This is a genomic window from Arsukibacterium sp. UBA3155, from assembly GCA_002364615.1.
In the GTDB taxonomy this organism is placed as follows: Bacteria; Pseudomonadota; Gammaproteobacteria; order Enterobacterales; family Alteromonadaceae; genus Alishewanella.
The window spans coordinates 76,278-92,920 of the sequence record DEYP01000015.1 but is presented as its reverse complement, the minus strand read 5'-3'; the positions used below and the strand labels follow the sequence as shown (position 1 = coordinate 92,920).

General features: G+C 49.1%; 14 protein-coding genes. 11 read left to right on the top strand and 3 right to left on the bottom strand.

Features of this window, described 5'->3' with window-relative positions; genetic code table 11:
* Nucleotides 1-3: 3 nt before the first annotated feature.
* Nucleotides 4-657, bottom strand: coding sequence for a ribonuclease T (rnt, locus tag B2X65_RS05575; RefSeq protein WP_290611178.1), 654 nt, complete (start codon nt 655-657; stop codon nt 4-6).
* A 168-nt stretch (nt 658-825) separates the two neighbouring features.
* Between rnt and B2X65_RS05570 the strand changes: the two genes are divergently transcribed.
* A complete protein-coding gene (locus tag B2X65_RS05570; protein ID WP_290611177.1) occupies nt 826-1,710 on the top strand; it encodes a flagellar protein MotY in 885 nt (294 codons plus the stop codon).
* Between the two features lie 40 nt (nt 1,711-1,750).
* Here B2X65_RS05570 and B2X65_RS05565 read toward each other — a convergent pair whose 3' ends face one another.
* Both B2X65_RS05565 and mnmC read right to left on the bottom strand, forming a co-directional pair.
* On the bottom strand, nt 1,751-2,080 hold the full coding sequence (locus B2X65_RS05565) for a hypothetical protein (RefSeq protein ID WP_290611176.1): 330 nt from the start codon (nt 2,078-2,080) through the stop codon (nt 1,751-1,753).
* A gap of 152 nt (nt 2,081-2,232) precedes the next feature.
* Nucleotides 2,233-4,152, bottom strand: a complete 1,920-nt coding sequence (mnmC, locus tag B2X65_RS05560) for a bifunctional tRNA (5-methylaminomethyl-2-thiouridine)(34)-methyltransferase MnmD/FAD-dependent 5-carboxymethylaminomethyl-2-thiouridine(34) oxidoreductase MnmC (protein ID WP_290611175.1) — start codon at nt 4,150-4,152, stop codon at nt 2,233-2,235.
* Between the two features lie 165 nt (nt 4,153-4,317).
* Between mnmC and fabB the strand changes: the two genes are divergently transcribed.
* The 10 genes from fabB (at nt 4,318) to purF (ending at nt 16,590) form a co-directional block, all read left to right on the top strand.
* Nucleotides 4,318-5,532, top strand: coding sequence for a beta-ketoacyl-ACP synthase I (gene fabB / locus B2X65_RS05555; RefSeq protein ID WP_290611172.1), 1,215 nt, complete (start codon nt 4,318-4,320; stop codon nt 5,530-5,532).
* A gap of 128 nt (nt 5,533-5,660) precedes the next feature.
* The gene (locus B2X65_RS05550) at nt 5,661-6,785 is read left to right on the top strand and encodes a 4-phosphoerythronate dehydrogenase (protein WP_290611171.1); all 1,125 of its coding nucleotides are present in this window, start codon (nt 5,661-5,663) and stop codon (nt 6,783-6,785) included.
* A 2-nt stretch (nt 6,786-6,787) separates the two neighbouring features.
* Entirely contained in the window at nt 6,788-7,831 is a 1,044-nt protein-coding gene (locus B2X65_RS05545; protein ID WP_290611169.1) for an aspartate-semialdehyde dehydrogenase, read from the top strand.
* A gap of 202 nt (nt 7,832-8,033) precedes the next feature.
* A complete protein-coding gene (locus B2X65_RS05540; RefSeq protein ID WP_290611168.1) occupies nt 8,034-10,691 on the top strand; it encodes a FimV/HubP family polar landmark protein in 2,658 nt (885 codons plus the stop codon).
* Between the two features lie 85 nt (nt 10,692-10,776).
* The gene (gene truA, locus B2X65_RS05535) at nt 10,777-11,556 is read left to right on the top strand and encodes a tRNA pseudouridine(38-40) synthase TruA (RefSeq protein WP_290611167.1); all 780 of its coding nucleotides are present in this window, start codon (nt 10,777-10,779) and stop codon (nt 11,554-11,556) included.
* Nucleotides 11,557-11,698: 142 nt separating this feature from the next.
* On the top strand, nt 11,699-12,571 hold the full coding sequence (accD, locus tag B2X65_RS05530; RefSeq protein ID WP_290611166.1) for an acetyl-CoA carboxylase, carboxyltransferase subunit beta: 873 nt from the start codon (nt 11,699-11,701) through the stop codon (nt 12,569-12,571).
* Between the two features lie 18 nt (nt 12,572-12,589).
* Nucleotides 12,590-13,864: a bifunctional tetrahydrofolate synthase/dihydrofolate synthase gene (folC, locus tag B2X65_RS05525; protein ID WP_290611165.1), complete on the top strand. Its 1,275-nt coding sequence runs from the start codon at nt 12,590-12,592 to the stop codon at nt 13,862-13,864.
* The gene (locus B2X65_RS05520) at nt 13,861-14,511 is read left to right on the top strand and encodes an SPOR domain-containing protein (protein ID WP_290611164.1); all 651 of its coding nucleotides are present in this window, start codon (nt 13,861-13,863) and stop codon (nt 14,509-14,511) included. Before folC ends, B2X65_RS05520 begins: the two co-directional genes overlap by 4 nt.
* A 58-nt stretch (nt 14,512-14,569) precedes the next feature.
* On the top strand, nt 14,570-15,058 hold the full coding sequence (locus tag B2X65_RS05515) for a CvpA family protein (RefSeq protein WP_290611162.1): 489 nt from the start codon (nt 14,570-14,572) through the stop codon (nt 15,056-15,058).
* Between the two features lie 20 nt (nt 15,059-15,078).
* Complete coding sequence (gene purF, locus B2X65_RS05510) at nt 15,079-16,590, top strand: amidophosphoribosyltransferase (protein WP_290611161.1); 1,512 nt, start codon at nt 15,079-15,081, stop codon at nt 16,588-16,590.
* Nucleotides 16,591-16,643: the final 53 nt, after the last annotated feature.

Genomic DNA, 16,643 nt, shown 5'->3' with positions numbered 1-16,643 from the left:
CAATTATTCAGCGTCTTCGGCGTTGTCCGGTATGGGCAGGGGCCACCCCCCTAACTGCTGCCACTTGTTGACAATATAACAAAATAACTCGGCAGTGCGCTCGGTATCGTAGAGCGCGCTGTGGGCTTCTTTACTGTCAAAAGCAATACCTGCTTGCTGACACGCTTTAGCCAGCACCGTCTGGCCCAATGCTAATGCAGCCAGGCTGGTGGTGTCGAAAGACACAAAAGCATGAAAGGGCGAACGTTTGTAATTGGTGCGGGCAATAGCCGCATTAACAAAACCCTGATCAAATGCCGAGTTATGAGCCACAATCACCGTGCGCTGGCAGCCGGCTGCTTTTTGAGCGGACCGTACTGCTTTACAAATCTCAGTCAAGGCTTCCCGCTCACTCACGGCGCCGCGCAAGGGATTAAAAGGGTCGATGCCATTAAACGCCAGTGAGCTGGCATCCAGGTTAGCACCTTCAAAAGGAGCTACATGATAATGCAGGGTTTCGCCCGGGATGAGTCTGCCCTCGTCATCCATTTGCAGCAGGTTTACTGCAATCTCAAGCAGCGCATCTGTCTGAGCATTAAAGCCTGCGGTTTCAACGTCGATAACGACGGGGTAATAGCCACGAAAGCGTTGCGCGAGCAGAGATGTTTTGTCTGTCATAAGCCAACCATTAAAAAAGCAGAGCGCATTATGCCAAAAAAAAATGCCAGCGTCTTGTATTCGGCATAGTGTTTGCTTATTAAAACAAACGGAGGCTGGCTTCCTGTTAAGGTTTGCCGCAAGCTGAGCGGGTTAATCAATTTGCCAATAGGTGACAAGGTAGAGTAAATGCATAATTATGGCTTAGTATTTATATCGTTAGCGTGCGTTTTGGTCACGGGTAGCAGTGTTGCCGCTGCTAAACAGTTACGTCAATATTCTGCCAGTATTGAACAGTCAGTGTGGCAATTAACGGAACAAACGCCGTTGCTCTGTCAGTTGGAACATGCCATCCCTAATTTTGGTAATGCCGTTTTTCAGAGTAAAGCCAGCAAAGCACTCAACCTGAATTTCGAACTAAAAATGCTCAGGCTGCCAGATGCCTATAGTCTGGCGGAGGTGTTGTCTTTGCCACCGGCGTGGCGGGCGGGCGAACCTGGGAAAAACTTGGCAAGCATGACCTTGCTGAAGCAATTTAATGGCGAGCTACCCAAAAAAACGGCCTGGACATTGTTGACGGAATTGGAGCAGGGGTTTAGTCCCACCTTCTACTACGCGGATTGGTATAGCCCTTATGATCAGGTCGCCGCTAAGCTTAATCCGGTGCAGTTTGGGCCTGGCTATTTTGCTTTCACAGAGTGTGTTGCCAGTTTGTTACCTTTCAGCTTTGAAGATATTGCGTTTACGGTGCTGAGCTATGAGTCGGGTAGTGATCAACTGACGCCTGAGTCAGAACGTCGTCTCGGTCAGATTGCAGAGTATTTACAGCATGATTCACAGATTGAATCTATTGAGTTGCAAGGTTACACAGACAGTTATGGTGGACGTTGGATGAACGAGCAGTTGTCTGTCAAGCGGGCAGAAAAAATTAAGCAGTTCTTAGCAGAAGCCGGCGTGGCCGGCGACAAAGTTCAGGTAGATGGCTTTGGTGAACGACGTCACGTTGCATCGAACCAGACTAGTCTGGGGCGGGCCACTAACCGCCGCGTAGTGCTGCAAATGGCCAGACCTTAATGCCAGAACGCAATAATTCGTTGGTTCATGGTAAATTGCTTTATTGCACCATGATATCAATCTGGCGCCAGTCATTTTGCTCAGAGATCAGTATTCTGACTTGCTGCTGATCAACCCGGTAATATAAATTTAACCGATTGTGGACCATCGCACTGTTGTCAGGCTCTCCCAATTGCTGGCGGTAAAAGTCTTGCAGCTCGGCCATTGACTGGCGGCTAAAGTAGCTGAGCACTGCTGGTAGTTTATTTTCAAGCCTGGCAAACTCACGAGCGTCAGCAGTCAGCGGAACCTGATAAAAACTGTCTGCAGAGACATTAAGTGAGACTGAAGCAAACAGAGCAGAAGCCAGAAACAGAGCTAAAGATCGCATTTTTATTTCCTTGTGTGCAGTGCGATAGTACCTGCTAACCATACCAAACTTTAGCCGACTTTGACCAGCAGAAACAGCGGTTAGGCTAAATAGCCATCATCAGATAGTTTTCAGCAGATAATTTTCTGCAGATAGTTTTCTGCAGATAGTTCTCAGGCTTTTGCTACCGCAGTAAATCGGTCAGGAGCAATGGCCGCTAAATTAGCTGTTGTCATGGCGGCGGGTTGACCTGCTATCTGACAGGCCAGGGTTTCTGCCAGCAAGGGTGCCAGTAAAATTCCGCGCGCACCCAAGCCGCCAAATACGTGCAAGCCGTCCTGATGAGCCAGCGCTCCGAGCAGGGGCAGGTGGTCGGGTACCGTTGCTCGAAATGCCGCTCTTGCATCGGTTGCTTCAGCATCGGAAAACCACGTTGGCTGTTGCAACTGCTGGTTAACCAGGGCCAGATTTTCTTCATTGTCAGCTGCTGAAATAAAAGCTGTGCTGGCTTGACGATCAAAGGTGGCGCCTACCGCATGGCATTCATTCAGCGCCGGTGTGATATAGCCTTTATGACATAACACGGTTTTTAGCGCCTGCATGCCATTACTCTTAACATGACTAACCTGGCCGCGCACCCGGTTAACCGGTAAATGGCTGGCAGCACTAAATTGCGTGATATCGGCACCGTTGGCCAATACCAGTTGTGAGCACGTGCTGGGGACGGCAGTGTCCTGACACCATACTTGCCAAAGTGGTGCTTGCTTGGTACCGGACTCAATGGCACTTATTGCAGTGACTTTACTGTTAAGTTTTACCTGAAATAGCGTGGACTGCTGCAAAAAGGCCAACGCCGCCTGGCAAAATTGTTGCGGACTCAGCCAGCCGGCTTGCGGCAAAAAAATGCCGCTATGCTCAAGTGTCACCCCGGCAATCTGACTTGCCTGTTCTGCAGTTACCGGATAAACCAACTCGGTTGGCCACGAAGCGTGGTCGATTATCTTTTGCTGACGTTGCACAAGGGCCGGATTCGTCGCAAGGTGCAACACACCGCACCACTGCATTGCGAATGCCACGCCCTGTGCCGCCAGGCGTTGATAAAAATGCCGGGCAAAATGAAATGCCTGGCAATGTAGCAGACTGGCTGTAGTAGGTAAGGGATGCAGGTTTGGATAGACGGCGCCCTGCAGATTATGAGACGCACCCTGAGCCACGGTATTATCTGCACAAATAAGCTCGGTAGCAATGCCTTTTTCGACCAGCTGCAATGCTAGACAAACTGAGGCAATACCACCGCCTACAATACATACTTTCTCTGTGACACTACTTTTTTCTGCTGCAGCCTGCGCTTTAAGGTCAGCCTCTGGCACTTTAAACGACGCGGTGAGCATCTCGCGTTTACGGCCAAAGCCTTTTACTTTTTTAATGGCAAAACCGCTTTGTTGCAGACCACGCTTCACCACGCCGGCACAGGTAAACGTAGCAACGGTTGTCTCGTCATGACTAAGCCTTGCCATATTGTCAAATAAGGTTTGTTGCCACATTTGCGGGTTTTTATCTGGTGCAAAGCCATCGAGAAAAAAGGCATCCGCGCGGCTTTGCGCGGGCAGTTGTGGTAATAGCTCGTTGACATCGCCCAGCCACAAATCTAAAACAACACTGCCCTCATCAAAAATCAGCCGCTGACATCCGGTTACCGCCGGGGGATATTGTTCCAGCAACAACCGACACTGTTCATTAAGTGCGGTATGTAGCTGCAATGCCTGGCTAAGATCACGGTAAGTAAGGGGATATTTTTCAAAACTTGAAAAATAAAGTTTGCGACACTGTGCCGCGGGATGTCGCTGGCGAAACTGGCGAAAGCGTTGCCAGCTCAGTAAAAAGTTCGCGCCGGTGCCAAAGCCAGTTTCTACTATATGAAAATAGTGTTGGTGATGATGTTCAAAGCGCTGAGGCAGCCCGTTATGGTGTAAAAAAACATAGTCTGTCTCTGCCATGCCACCATCATTAGAAAAATATATATCATCAAAATCAGTGGCAACTGGGGTACCCTGTTGGTTAAAGTGGATATTGGCATGGTTTAGCGATGGCATTATGGTATCCGGCTGAAAAATCGACTTGTAGTTTAACCGAAGCTGACGCAAAATTGAAAAAAGTACAGCTGTACGCTGAAAGCTGACCAGTTTTTACTGCAAAGTCCGTACAATACGCGGCACTATAATTATTTTCTCTGCCGATGAGCAGACATGGGAGCAAAGATGAAAAGAGCCGTTATCACTGGCATGGGTATTGTTTCAAGCATTGGCAATAATCAGGAGCAAGTGCTGGAGTCGTTAAAAGCAGGCCGCTCTGGTATCACGGCGTCGCCCGAGTTTGTTGAATTTGGTTTACGCTCGCAGGTCTGGGGTAACATTAAAATGAACCCCGCAGAACATATTGACCGCAAAGCTATGCGGTTTATGGGCGATGCGGCTGCTTATGCCTACATTGCCATGCAAGAAGCGATGACGGATGCCGGCTTAACCGCGGAGCAAATTTCTGATCCACGGGTTGGCCTGGTTGTCGGCTCTGGTGGCGCATCTTCAAAGACTCAGATTGAGGCGGCAGATACCCTTCGTGAAAAAGGCGTTAAACGCGTTGGCCCTTATGCTGTGCCAAAAACAATGTCCAGTACCTGCTCTGCCTGTCTGGCAACGCCGTTTAAAATAAAAGGGGTGAACTACTCCATCAGTTCAGCCTGCGCAACCAGTGCCCATTGCATCGGTCATGCAGTTGAACTTATTCAGCTGGGTAAGCAAGATGTGGTCTTTGCCGGTGGTGGCGAAGAAGTGCACTGGACCCTGGCCATGGAGTTTGATGCGATGGGCGCCTTGTCCAGCCGCTACAATGAAACCCCACAGCTTGCGTCCCGCACTTATGATGCGCAGCGGGACGGTTTTGTAATAAGCGGTGGTGGCGGTATTGTGGTGGTTGAAGAACTGGAGCATGCTCTGGCCCGTGGCGCTACAATTTATGGTGAAATTGTGGGCTACGGTGCAACGTCAGACGGTTTTGATATGGTTGCCCCCAGTGGTGAAGGTGCAGTGCGCTGTATGGAAATGGCGATGCAAGGTGTCGAAGGCCCGGTTGACTACGTTAACACCCATGGTACCAGCACCCCGGTAGGTGATGTAAAAGAGCTTGCCGCTATTCAGCAGGTGTTTGCCGGTCAATCACCCGCAATCAGTGCCACCAAGGCCATGACCGGTCATGCGCTGGGTGCGGCAGGGGTGCATGAAGCTATTTACTCTTTACTGATGATGAAGCACAATTTTATTGCGCCCTCAATTAACATCACTGAACTGGATGATGCTGCCGCTGGCCTGAATATTATTAAACAAGTGCAAGAGGCCACCCTTAACACTATTATGTCGAACAGTTTCGGCTTTGGTGGCACCAATGCCACGTTAGTTATGCAACGTTATCGCCCCTGAGTTGCTTAACAGCTGCAGTGTAGAAAGCCAGGCGAACATTCGTCTGGCTTTTTGTTTTATTGTCAGGCTTTGCCCGTACCAGGATGACGCCAATTATTTGGTCATTTAAAAGAAGAAAACGAGTGTCGATGAAAATATACGCTGATGAAAATATGCCGCTGGTGGCGGAATTTTTTGGCCATCTCGGGCCGGTAACCCTTTTTAATGGTCGTACGGTGCAAGCCAGTGAGTTAGCTGACGCGCAAATATTGCTGGTGCGCTCGGTGACAACAGTTGATCAGAGCTTACTGGCCGGGAATAAGATATTACGCTTTGTCGGCACGGCGACCATTGGTATGGACCATATTGACCAGCGTTATTTGAGCGAACGTGGGGTAAGTTTCAGTTCAGCGCCAGGATGTAATGCCCAGTCTGTGTTGGAGTATGTGCTAAGCGCATTGTGGTATCTGGCTGACAAATATCAGTGGCAACTGAGCAGCAAAACGCTGGGTATTGTCGGCGTCGGTAATATTGGCCAGCGTCTGGCTAAGGCAGCGGCGGCGCTTAACATAACAGTGCTGCTCTGTGATCCGCCACGGGCGAGTGCCGAGGCGGATTTCCCTCATACGCCATTTGCAGAGGTGTGTCGCCAGGCCGACATTATCAGTTTTCACGCACCGATGGTAAACGCTGGGTCGACGCCAACCCGACACTTACTAAATTCAGATTCTCTGGCGTTGCTAAAGCCAGAATGTGCACTGATCAATGCAGCAAGGGGAGCTATCATCGATAACCAGGCTCTGCTCAACGCACTGCAGCAGCGTCACCGGCCAGTAGTGCTGGATGTCTGGGAGAATGAGCCGGCGATTTTGAACGCATTGTTACCTTATCTTGATATTGCCACGGCCCATATTGCCGGCCATAGTATTGAAGGTAAGGCCAGGGGCACCGCGATGCTGTATCAGCAGGCTTGTCAACTATTAGAGCAGCCCCCGCTATGCCAGCTTGAACACCTGTTGCCAATACCCGCCATAGACAAAGTGCAATTATCTGGAAATTTTGGGCTTCCAGATGTCCAAAATCTGGCAAGGATGTTATATGATGTGCGTCGGGATGATGCGTTATTCCGTTTTCATATTCAGCGGGAAGGGTTTGACTGGTTGCGAAAGTCATATCCGGCGCGACGTGAGTTCAGCTCAGTACAACTGACTGGCACGCAGATACCGGCCTGGATGATGCAGTTAGGCTTTATAAGTCAGCAAAAAGGGGTTTAAGCATGACATCGCAAGACACATCGCAATATTCATCACAATACAATGTGGCGATTTTAGGCGCAACTGGTCTGGTTGGGCAACATTTGATAGAAATTCTGGAACAACGTGATTTCCCGGTAGCACAATTATTTCCGCTGGCCAGTAGTCGTTCTGCCGGTGGCAGCGTCACCTTCAAAGGCGAGAAAATAACGGTACTGGATGCCGACAGCTTTGACTGGAGTCAGGCGCACATTGGGTTGTTTTCAGCCGGAGGTAGTGTTTCTGCTATTTACGCACCAAAAGCCGCCGATGCCGGCTGCGTCGTTATCGATAATACGTCACACTATCGCTACGATGCAGATATTCCGCTGGTGGTACCCGAGGTGAATGCTTCGGCCATTGCAGATTTTCGAAACCGCAATATTATTGCAAACCCTAACTGCTCAACGATTCAGATGTTAGTGGCGTTAAAGCCGATTTATGATGCGGTGGGGATCAGCCGGATTAATGTGGCAACGTACCAGTCGGTAAGTGGGGCGGGTCAGTCAGCTGTCGATGCCCTGGCAGCAGAAACGGTGCAACTGATGAACGGCCGGCCACTGGAAGGTGAAGACCAGTTTGCCCGTCAGATCGCGTTTAATGTTATTCCGCAAATTGATGTTTTTATGGATAACGGCTACACCAAAGAAGAAATGAAAATGCATTGGGAAACCCAGAAAATATTTGCCGACAGCAGTATTGCAGTAAATGCGACGGCGGTAAGGGTACCCGTATTTTATGGCCATGCAGAAGCAATACACATTGAAACCCGGATGCCGATTAGCGTTGAAGACGCCAAAGCATTACTGGCAGATGCACCGGGCGTTGTGCTGCTTGAGGATAACACTGACTTTCCGACCCAGGTTTGCAGTGCTGCGGGTAAAGACGAGGTATTTGTTGGTCGGGTACGGCAGGACATTTCCCATGAAAATGGTCTTAATTTGTGGGTGGTTGCCGATAATATTCGTAAAGGCGCCGCGACCAACAGCATTCAGATTGCTGAGCATCTTATTCGCGATTATCTGTAATAAAAGGCTCCAGTTGGAGCCTTTTTTCTGGTTTAGGGTTATGCTGGCAACAATATTGTTACTGTTTTATATTTTGCAGAACACATTTTTGGTCAATACTGTATTAATCTTGGAACGCTGTTTGCATTGATTTTTTAGAATGAACCAGTGTTGTCATGCATAAAGCATAACTCAGCTTAAGTTGCCCGGGTAAGGAAAGGTAATGCCACTTCGTCTCTTGTCTTTATTGTTAGTTGTCAATTTTTCGGCGCTGTTAGCGGCAAGTGCGTTCGCTGATGAACCCGCGTCAACCGCTTTACGTGGCCCAAAAGGCACTGATACCGCACTAATGCAGCGGCAATTAGGACCGCTAAGTGCTACCGACACCTTGTGGCGAATTGCTGAGCAGGTTAAACCTGAAGGCGCTAATGTCAGCACTTATCAGGTCATGTATGCCATTTACCTGAAAAACTCTGAGGCCTTCATTGATGGCAATCTGAACCACCTGCGTCCAGGCTCTACCATACAGCTACCTCAGCTGCGGGAAATCCGGCTGGTGGATAATAACGTCGCACGTGCCAAATCAGATGCAGACGACAGGGCCTGGGCGGCGCGCACCAGCCGTCAGGCCAATACTCAGCAAAATAGTGCTCAGCAAAATAATACTCAACAGGCCCAGAGTTCCGCGGTGTCTGCTGCACAATTACAACAGCTTACTGAATTAAAAGACCAGTTTGGTAATTCGTTACTGATGATAGAAGCGATTGCCAGAGAAAATAATCAGCTGAAGTCCACCCTGACTGATGTTCAGACCGAATTGTTAGCGCTGCAGCAGCAACTAGGCGAAGACAGTAGTTTGCAGCAGCAACTAAACTTGTTGTTAAAGCAACAGGCTGACATCCTTGCCGCGCAGCAGGCACAGGAACAGCAGGCAGCAGCGGCCGCCAAAGAGTTGGCCGCGCAGCAAGAAGAAAGTGCCAGTATCTTCACTAACCCAATAACATGGGTGTTGGCGGCGTCCATTCCAGCGCTGATTATCCTGTTGCTGGTTGTGTTATGGTTAAAACGCCGTGGCCAGCAAACGGAGGCTGCAGTAGTTGCCGCTAGCAGTGCCGCTGTGCCGCCAGCGGACTACAAGTCGCCTTTACCGCCGCTGGACGATAATGATGCAGACGATAGCGGCTTATTTGATATTGATGAAAGCTTGCTCGATGACGCGTTCGCAGATAGTGGTGATTTTGGCGCAGCCGAAGAACTGGACGATAGTCTGCCCGACTTTAACGATGATGCCTTGCTTGATGATGATGATCTGTTAGACGACGATATCCTGCTGGATGACGACAGTTTACTCAGCGCCGGCGGCCAAAATACTACAGCCGCTGAAGATGATTTGCTAAACGATGTGCTGGGCAATTCTGAACTTACTGATGATACGGCAGCCACTGAATTTGATGCCAACAATATTTTATCAGACAGTGATTTAAATGCGTTGCTCTTAGCAGAAGATGACGACGATACGATTATAGAACTGGATGAAGACGAATTTGACCTTGGCAGTGCCGAGGATGATACGTCAACCGGTGCGCCGCAACTTGATGAGGCGGATGAGCCGGTAAGTCAGGAACTGGTCAGCGCCGACGATGACGATGTCATTGAATTTGATCAGCAAGAAACTAGCGCGCAGCAGGACAATGAAGATGACTTGCTGGAAGAAATTGAACTAGATCTTCCGGATGATTCACCAGACAGCATGCCGGTGACTGAAGCAGAACAGATTGCCGAGCCGGTAACCGAACTGGATGACAAGACTGATTTTACTATAAGCGAGGATGAACACATCCTGGTGGAAACCGATAACGGTAGCGAGGCGTTAGTCGGTGAGCATTTTGCCAGTGATTTGAGTAGTGATGAATTAACGGATGCCCAGATTAGCAGCCTGGTTGAAGACCAGAATTTTGATCGAACTGAGCTTGATGCATTTGCAGAATCTCTGGCGTTAGAAGGCGATGAGCAGAGTGAGAGAGCGGATGTCACAGATGATGACCAGGCCTCTGAGTTACTCAGTGCAGAACTTGATGAGTTGTTACAACAAGTTGAAGCCGGTGGGCCCGAGTCCACAGCAAACGACGGAACGACAACCGACACTACAGAAACTGAAGCTGATGAGTTGGCTGACGATATCGATACCATTTCTGATAACGAGGGCCCCGATAACGAGGGTCCAGATTTACAAAATAACGAAGATGACTCTGTTTCAAAACCATCGGAAGCGGCCTTATCCGTTGAGAATCCGAGTAAAATACTAGATAGCTATCCGGATCTTGAGTTAACCGACGATGATGCTGACTCCGATGTCACCTTGTCCGATGACAATGTAAGCGTCACGGTTGAGGCCGCGGATCCGGAGGCAGATCAGAGCCTGGCAAAGCTCGATGACAGTCAGTTTGACAACCTGCTCACTGAACTGGAGGCCATGGCACAAACAACGGCTAATGATAGTGAAGAATTAAGCCTGGATGTTGACTCGGTATTTAACCCGGCAACGGATGACGATAGTGCAATGGCGCTGTCTGATGACGATTTTGTCGAGATTGATAATTTGTTGGCAAGCAGTGAACAAGCGCAGCAGGACGATGGCCGCTTTGAACAATTAAATGTGGATGTGGGGCTAGACGAGTTTGCTGATGTGATTGGCAATGACAACCCGCAGGATGTGGATAAAGAAGATAATGGATATGGCGCCAAACTTGATCTGGTGCGTGCTTATATTGAGATAGATGACCTTGAAAGTGCCCGTCATATTATTATTGAAATGCTTGATTCAGATGCCCCCGAGCATGTTAAGACTGAAGCAAAAGCGCTTCAGCAAAAAACCGAATAAAGCCAACCCAGAGCCCGCTTGATTGCAAGGCTGCTATCCTCTGGACTCTGCGCTATAATCGCCGCGGTTTATCAGAGGGGGCCCCATGCGAATAGCACTTGGAATTGAATATGACGGCACCGGCTTCTTTGGCTGGCAGCGTCAGCGAGAAGTAAATAGTGTGCAGCAAGAGCTGGAAATGGCGCTGGCTAAAGTTGCCAATAGTCCGGTTGAAGTGTTTTGTGCAGGTCGCACTGATGCCGGTGTGCACGCTACCGGCCAGGTGGTTCATTTTGATACTGACGCACTGCGCGATGCTAAAGCCTGGATAATGGGTACCAATAGTCAGCTACCCGATCAAATCGCGGTGCGCTGGGCGAAGCCGGTACCTGACGATTTTCATGCTCGTTTCAGTGCCACCGCCAGGCGCTATCGTTACATTATTTACAATCAAAAGTTCAGACCCGCGATTTTACGCTCGGGACTGAGTCACTATCATCAGTCCCTGGATATCAGCCTGATGCAACAAGCAGCGCCAGCATTAATTGGCGAACATGACTTCAGCGCGTTCCGGGCTATGCAATGCCAGTCAAAAACGCCATACCGCAATGTTCATCACTTGCAACTAAGCCGGGTAGGTGACTATGTGGTGCTGGATATTAAAGCGAATGCCTTTTTACATCATATGGTGCGTAATATTACCGGAAGTCTGCTGGAGATAGGCATGGGACGAAAGCCTGTCGGTTGGTTGAACGAATTGCTGCAAAGCCGCAATCGGAATCTGGCAGCGGCCACCGCGAAGCCAGGCGGGCTTTATCTGGTTGATGTCGACTACCCTGAAGCTTATGCAATCCCTAAGGCTGCACCAGGCCCATTATTTTTATAACTGCTGCTAAGACCAGTTTTCTATATTCTGACAGCGGGTATTTATGCTTTAATAGCAGCCGTTTAGTTTTATTTCGGCGTTTTTTGACGTATTTTGTCTATTATTAGGTCTAACGCCTTATCCCTGTTGATAGGAATGTATTATGAGTTGGTTAGAAAAAATCCTGCCCAGAACCTCTACCTCGGCGCGCCGTAATATTCCCGAGGGCGTCTGGACCAAATGCAGCGCCTGTGACGCGGTGTTGTACAAAGCCGATTTGGATCGTAATTTAGGCGTATGTCCTAAGTGTGATCATCACATGCGGGTCAATGCCCGGACACGCTTAACTCATTTTTTCGATAGCCATTCGACGAAAGAACTGGCGAGCGAATTAGAGCCACAGGATTTACTTAAGTTTAAAGACAGCAAGCGCTACAAAGATCGGATAACCGCGGCCCAGAAACAAACCAACGAAAAAGATGCCATGATTGTCATGCACGGAACCCTGCATGGTATGCCAATGGTTGCTGCGTCGTTTGAGTTTGAGTTTATGGGCGGGTCCATGGCATCGGTAGTCGGTGCCAAGTTTGTCGCAGGTGTAGAATATGCACTGACGCATAAAGTTCCTTTTGTTTGTTTTTCAGCCAGTGGTGGTGCCAGAATGCAAGAGGCATTGTTCTCCTTAATGCAGATGGCTAAAACATCCGCCGCGCTGGCTAAGCTCAGTGAGCAGGGCTTACCTTATATTTCTGTGCTTACCGACCCTACCATGGGCGGCGTATCTGCCAGTTTGGCGATGTTAGGTGATATTAATATTGGTGAACCAAAAGCACTGATTGGTTTTGCCGGACCGCGGGTTATTGAGCAGACCGTTCGGGAGAAACTGCCGGAAGGGTTTCAGCGCAGTGAATTTTTACTGGAGCATGGTGCGATTGACATGATTGTTGACCGGCGGAAAATGCGCGATACTATTGCCCGTCTTGTAGCCAAGTTTATGCAGTTGCCAGCTCCGGTATCTGAGCACGACGCTGCGTAGGAATATGCTTAGGAAAATATGCCTGATACGTTAACGTCAAGCCAATCGTGCCACACTTTGGCCGATTGGCTTTATTATATTGAGCAAAGCCATCCCATCGACAAAATTGAACTGGGCCTGGGCCGGGTAAGTGAAGTTGCCGGGCGCGCAGACCTGGCGCAGCTACCTGGCAAAGTGATTCTGATTGCCGGCACCAACGGCAAAGGTTCTACAGCGCGCACGCTGGAGCAATTATTATTAGCTCAGGGTTATCGGGTCGGGGTATACAGTTCACCTCATTTGTTGCGATTTAATGAGCGTCTGCGGATCAATGCTCAGGATGTTGACGACGATCTTTGGGTTGAAGCCTTAAGCAAAGTTGAGGTATTGCGGAAAAATATTGGCCTGACGTATTTTGAGTTTACCACGTTGGCGGCGTTCGCTATTCTGAAAGGGCAGCCGGTTGACTTCTGTTTAATAGAGGTGGGGCTTGGCGGGCGACTGGATGCAACCAATATTGTCAGTCCTGATATCAGTGTTATCACCACTATCGATCTGGATCATCAGGATTGGCTGGGTAACGATCTGGATAGCATAGGTTTTGAAAAAGCGGGAGTGTTTCGCCAGGACCAATCGGTGGTTATTGGCGATTTACAGCCGCCGCAAAGTGTTCTGGCCAGAGCTGCTGCGCTAAATTGCGCTGCACTTCGGGTTAATCAGGATTATTTTTTTCAGCAAGCAACAGATAGCTGGAACTGGCAATGTGGCTCTGCCAACTACCAGCAACTGCCACTGCCGGGACTGCCGGTACAAAATGTCGCGACCAGTTTGGCCGTATTAAGCCAGCTATCATTGTTACCTGAGCAGGCAGAGTTAGCCAGAGTGCTGACAACGCTTAGCTTGTCAGGGCGAATGCAGTTTTTGCAACACCAACCCGCGATCATGATTGATGTAGCGCACAATCCGCAATCGACCCGTTATCTCGCCGACAGGCTGGCAGAGCTAAAGCCGGCATACAACAGAGTTATTGCGTTGGTTGGCATGCTAAAAGACAAAGACATTGCCCAGGCCCTGGCGCCCTTGACCTCTGTAATTGATCAATGGCATCTTAGCAGTCTGCCTGGTCCACGCGGCGCCGCAGCATCACAGCTGGCGCAGGTACTGGCACAGACTGATTGTCAACAGCATCCTGATGTCGCCAGTGCATTTAATGACGTACGTAACTTGCTACAACAGGACGATTTACTTGTTATTTTTGGCTCATTTGTCACAGTTTCAGCGGTGCTGGCAAGCTACCATCAGGAGGCAACATGACCGCAGGCTTTAAGCACAGATTACTGGGTGCCACTATTTTAATACTAGCCGGTATCATTTTTTTGCCTGATTTACTCGATGGTGAAAAACAAGTGGTAAAAGATGATTTTAAAGTGATCCCCGATCGCCCCGAATTTCAGGGAGTCCAGCAGGCTGACGCTTTTGATCAGGCAGAATTTGACCGCGCCAGCAGTGTTGCTAAAGCAAGTGAGGTACAGGAAAATGCGTTGGATAGCGAAACTTCTGACGGTTCAGCAACCTCTCAGAACGAAGCAGAGGGCTTGCCATCGCAAGCGTACGCGCAGGTAACCGTAAGCGCGCCAGGCGACGCTACCGCGGCTGCAAAAGCGGTAACGCCGACAGAGCCTGCTGCAGGTAACCTGATGGCGGACAATGCCTGGGTGGTTAGGGTTGGCAGCTTTAGTAATCCTCAAAACGCCAATGCGCTGGTCGCGAAACTTCGTCAGGAAGGTTATGCCACGTTTACCCGAAATATTACCAATAGCAATGGCCAAAAGTTAACCAGTGTTTTGGTGGGGCCTGAGCTTCGAAAAGCGTCTCTTGAACAACAGGTTGAGCAATTACAGCAGCTCACCGGGATAGCCCGCCTGGTGGTCAGCCGTTATCAGGTGACTGAAAATAATTAGCCAAGTTAAAGCCGGTTTGATAGAATGCGCGCCGTCATCAGGCATCCTTTGGTAGCAAATGGTTTGGGTTGATTTTGTTATACTGGCAATTATTGCCTTATCGGCTGTTATCAGTCTGATCCGCGGTTTCGTTAAAGAAGCTATCTCTCTGGTAGTATGGTTTCTGGCCTTTTTCATCGCCAGTCAATACTATCCAAAACTTGCAACACTCTTTACTAATATTACTGATCCTACCATTCGCAATGCGTCGGCTATTGCCATTCTCTTTATTTGCACGCTGATCCTGGGCGCTCTGATTAATTTTGTTATCGCTAAATTAGTGCAAAGTACGGGCTTGTCGGGTACCGATAGGGTGCTCGGGCTGGTATTTGGCGCACTTCGCGGCGTACTGGTTGTCAGTGCCGTATTGTTTTTTATGGATGCGTTCACTCCGGCTGCACAAGCGTTGTGGTGGCAGCAGTCTGTGTTGATCCCCGAGTTTGGTTTTATCATCGAGTGGTTTTTTGAATATCTGGAAAACCATTCAAGTTTTATGCAAAAGCCTTAAGGCTGGCGAGGAAATAATCAATGTGTGGTATCGTTGGAATCGTAGGTAAGTATCCGGTTAATCAGGCGTTGTATGATGGCCTGACAGTGTTACAACATCGGGGCCAGGACGCCGCAGGTATTGTTACAGTTGATAACAATACCCTCAGATTACGCAAAGCCAATGGTTTGGTCAAAGACGTGTTTGAAACCCGTCACATGCAGCGGTTATCCGGTAACATAGGCATCGGGCATGTTCGTTATCCTACCGCAGGGTCTTCCAGCACGGCGGAAGCACAGCCATTTTACGTCAACAGCCCATTTGGTATTGCCCTCGCTCACAACGGTAACTTAACCAATTCTCACGAGCTGAAAGAAGATATGTTCAGGCTGGCTCGCCGTCATATTAATACCACCTCTGATTCTGAAATTTTATTAAATATTCTTGCGCATGAACTGCAAGCAAAGTCGACGATGCAGTTGGAACCCGAGCAGATTTTTAATGCAGTGGCCAGCGCGCATCGCAAAATACGGGGCGGTTATGCGGCGGTAGCATTGATTATCGGCCATGGCCTGGTGGCATTTCGTGATCCAAACGGCATCAGGCCGCTGGTAATGGGTAAGCGGGAAACCGCCGCGGGTACTGAATACATGGTTGCCTCTGAGAGTGTCGCGCTCGATGCAGACGGCTTTACCGTATTGCGGGATGTGTCTCCGGGGGAAGCGGTTTACATTACCGAGCAAGGAGAGTTATTCAGTCAGCAGTGCGCCGAGAACCCAAGTTATACCCCATGTATCTTTGAATACGTTTATTTTGCCCGTCCTGACTCTACCATTGATAATATTTCAGTATATGCCTCCAGAGTGGCGATGGGTAAGGTGCTGGGTGAGAAAATTAAGCGGGAGTGGGCGCATCTTGATATTGATGTAGTAATTCCTATTCCTGAAACAAGTAATGATGCTGCATTAGAAATAGCCAATGAACTTGAGTTGCCATTTCGCCAGGGTTTTGTAAAAAACCGCTATATTGGTCGTACTTTTATTATGCCAGGCCAGGTGCAACGGAAAAAATCGGTTAAGCGCAAACTTAATGCGATATGGCAGGAATTCAAAGGTAAAAATGTATTGCTGGTCGATGATTCAATAGTGCGTGGCACCACCTCTGGCCAGATTATTGAAATGGCCAGGGAAGCGGGCGCTAAGAAAGTCTACTTTGCATCTGCAGCACCGGAAATCCGCTTTCCGAATGTGTACGGTATTGATATGCCCTCGGCCAATGAGTTGATTGCTCATGGCCATGATGTGGAAAGTATTTGCGAAACCATTGGCGCGGATGGCCTTATTTTTCAGTCATTGCCGGATCTGATTGCTGCGGTCCGCTCTGAGAACCCGGAGATTAAACGCTTTGAAACCTCGGTGTTTGATGGCCATTATGTGACCAATGATATTGATCAGGATTATTTAAACCGGCTTGATCAGTCTCGCAGTGACGATGCCAAAGCCCATACTGCGATGTCTATGGCAACAAATCTGGAAACCTATAACGAAGGTTAAATTCGGTTTAGTCTGCGGATTCGACATTAAAAAAGGCGCCTTAAGGCGCCTTT

Coding starts and splice junctions, on each gene's coding strand:
- accD (WP_290611166.1), top strand. CDS start 11,699: ATGAGTTGGTTAGAAAAAATCCTGCCCAGAACCTCTACCTCGGCGCGC.
- truA (WP_290611167.1), top strand. CDS start 10,777: ATGCGAATAGCACTTGGAATTGAATATGACGGCACCGGCTTCTTTGGC.
- B2X65_RS05545 (WP_290611169.1), top strand. CDS start 6,788: ATGACATCGCAAGACACATCGCAATATTCATCACAATACAATGTGGCG.
- rnt (WP_290611178.1), bottom strand. CDS start 657: ATGACAGACAAAACATCTCTGCTCGCGCAACGCTTTCGTGGCTATTAC.
- fabB (WP_290611172.1), top strand. CDS start 4,318: ATGAAAAGAGCCGTTATCACTGGCATGGGTATTGTTTCAAGCATTGGC.
- folC (WP_290611165.1), top strand. CDS start 12,590: ATGCCTGATACGTTAACGTCAAGCCAATCGTGCCACACTTTGGCCGAT.
- B2X65_RS05520 (WP_290611164.1), top strand. CDS start 13,861: ATGACCGCAGGCTTTAAGCACAGATTACTGGGTGCCACTATTTTAATA.
- purF (WP_290611161.1), top strand. CDS start 15,079: ATGTGTGGTATCGTTGGAATCGTAGGTAAGTATCCGGTTAATCAGGCG.
- B2X65_RS05540 (WP_290611168.1), top strand. CDS start 8,034: ATGCCACTTCGTCTCTTGTCTTTATTGTTAGTTGTCAATTTTTCGGCG.
- B2X65_RS05550 (WP_290611171.1), top strand. CDS start 5,661: ATGAAAATATACGCTGATGAAAATATGCCGCTGGTGGCGGAATTTTTT.
- B2X65_RS05570 (WP_290611177.1), top strand. CDS start 826: ATGCATAATTATGGCTTAGTATTTATATCGTTAGCGTGCGTTTTGGTC.
- B2X65_RS05515 (WP_290611162.1), top strand. CDS start 14,570: ATGGTTTGGGTTGATTTTGTTATACTGGCAATTATTGCCTTATCGGCT.
- B2X65_RS05565 (WP_290611176.1), bottom strand. CDS start 2,080: ATGCGATCTTTAGCTCTGTTTCTGGCTTCTGCTCTGTTTGCTTCAGTC.
- mnmC (WP_290611175.1), bottom strand. CDS start 4,152: ATGCCATCGCTAAACCATGCCAATATCCACTTTAACCAACAGGGTACC.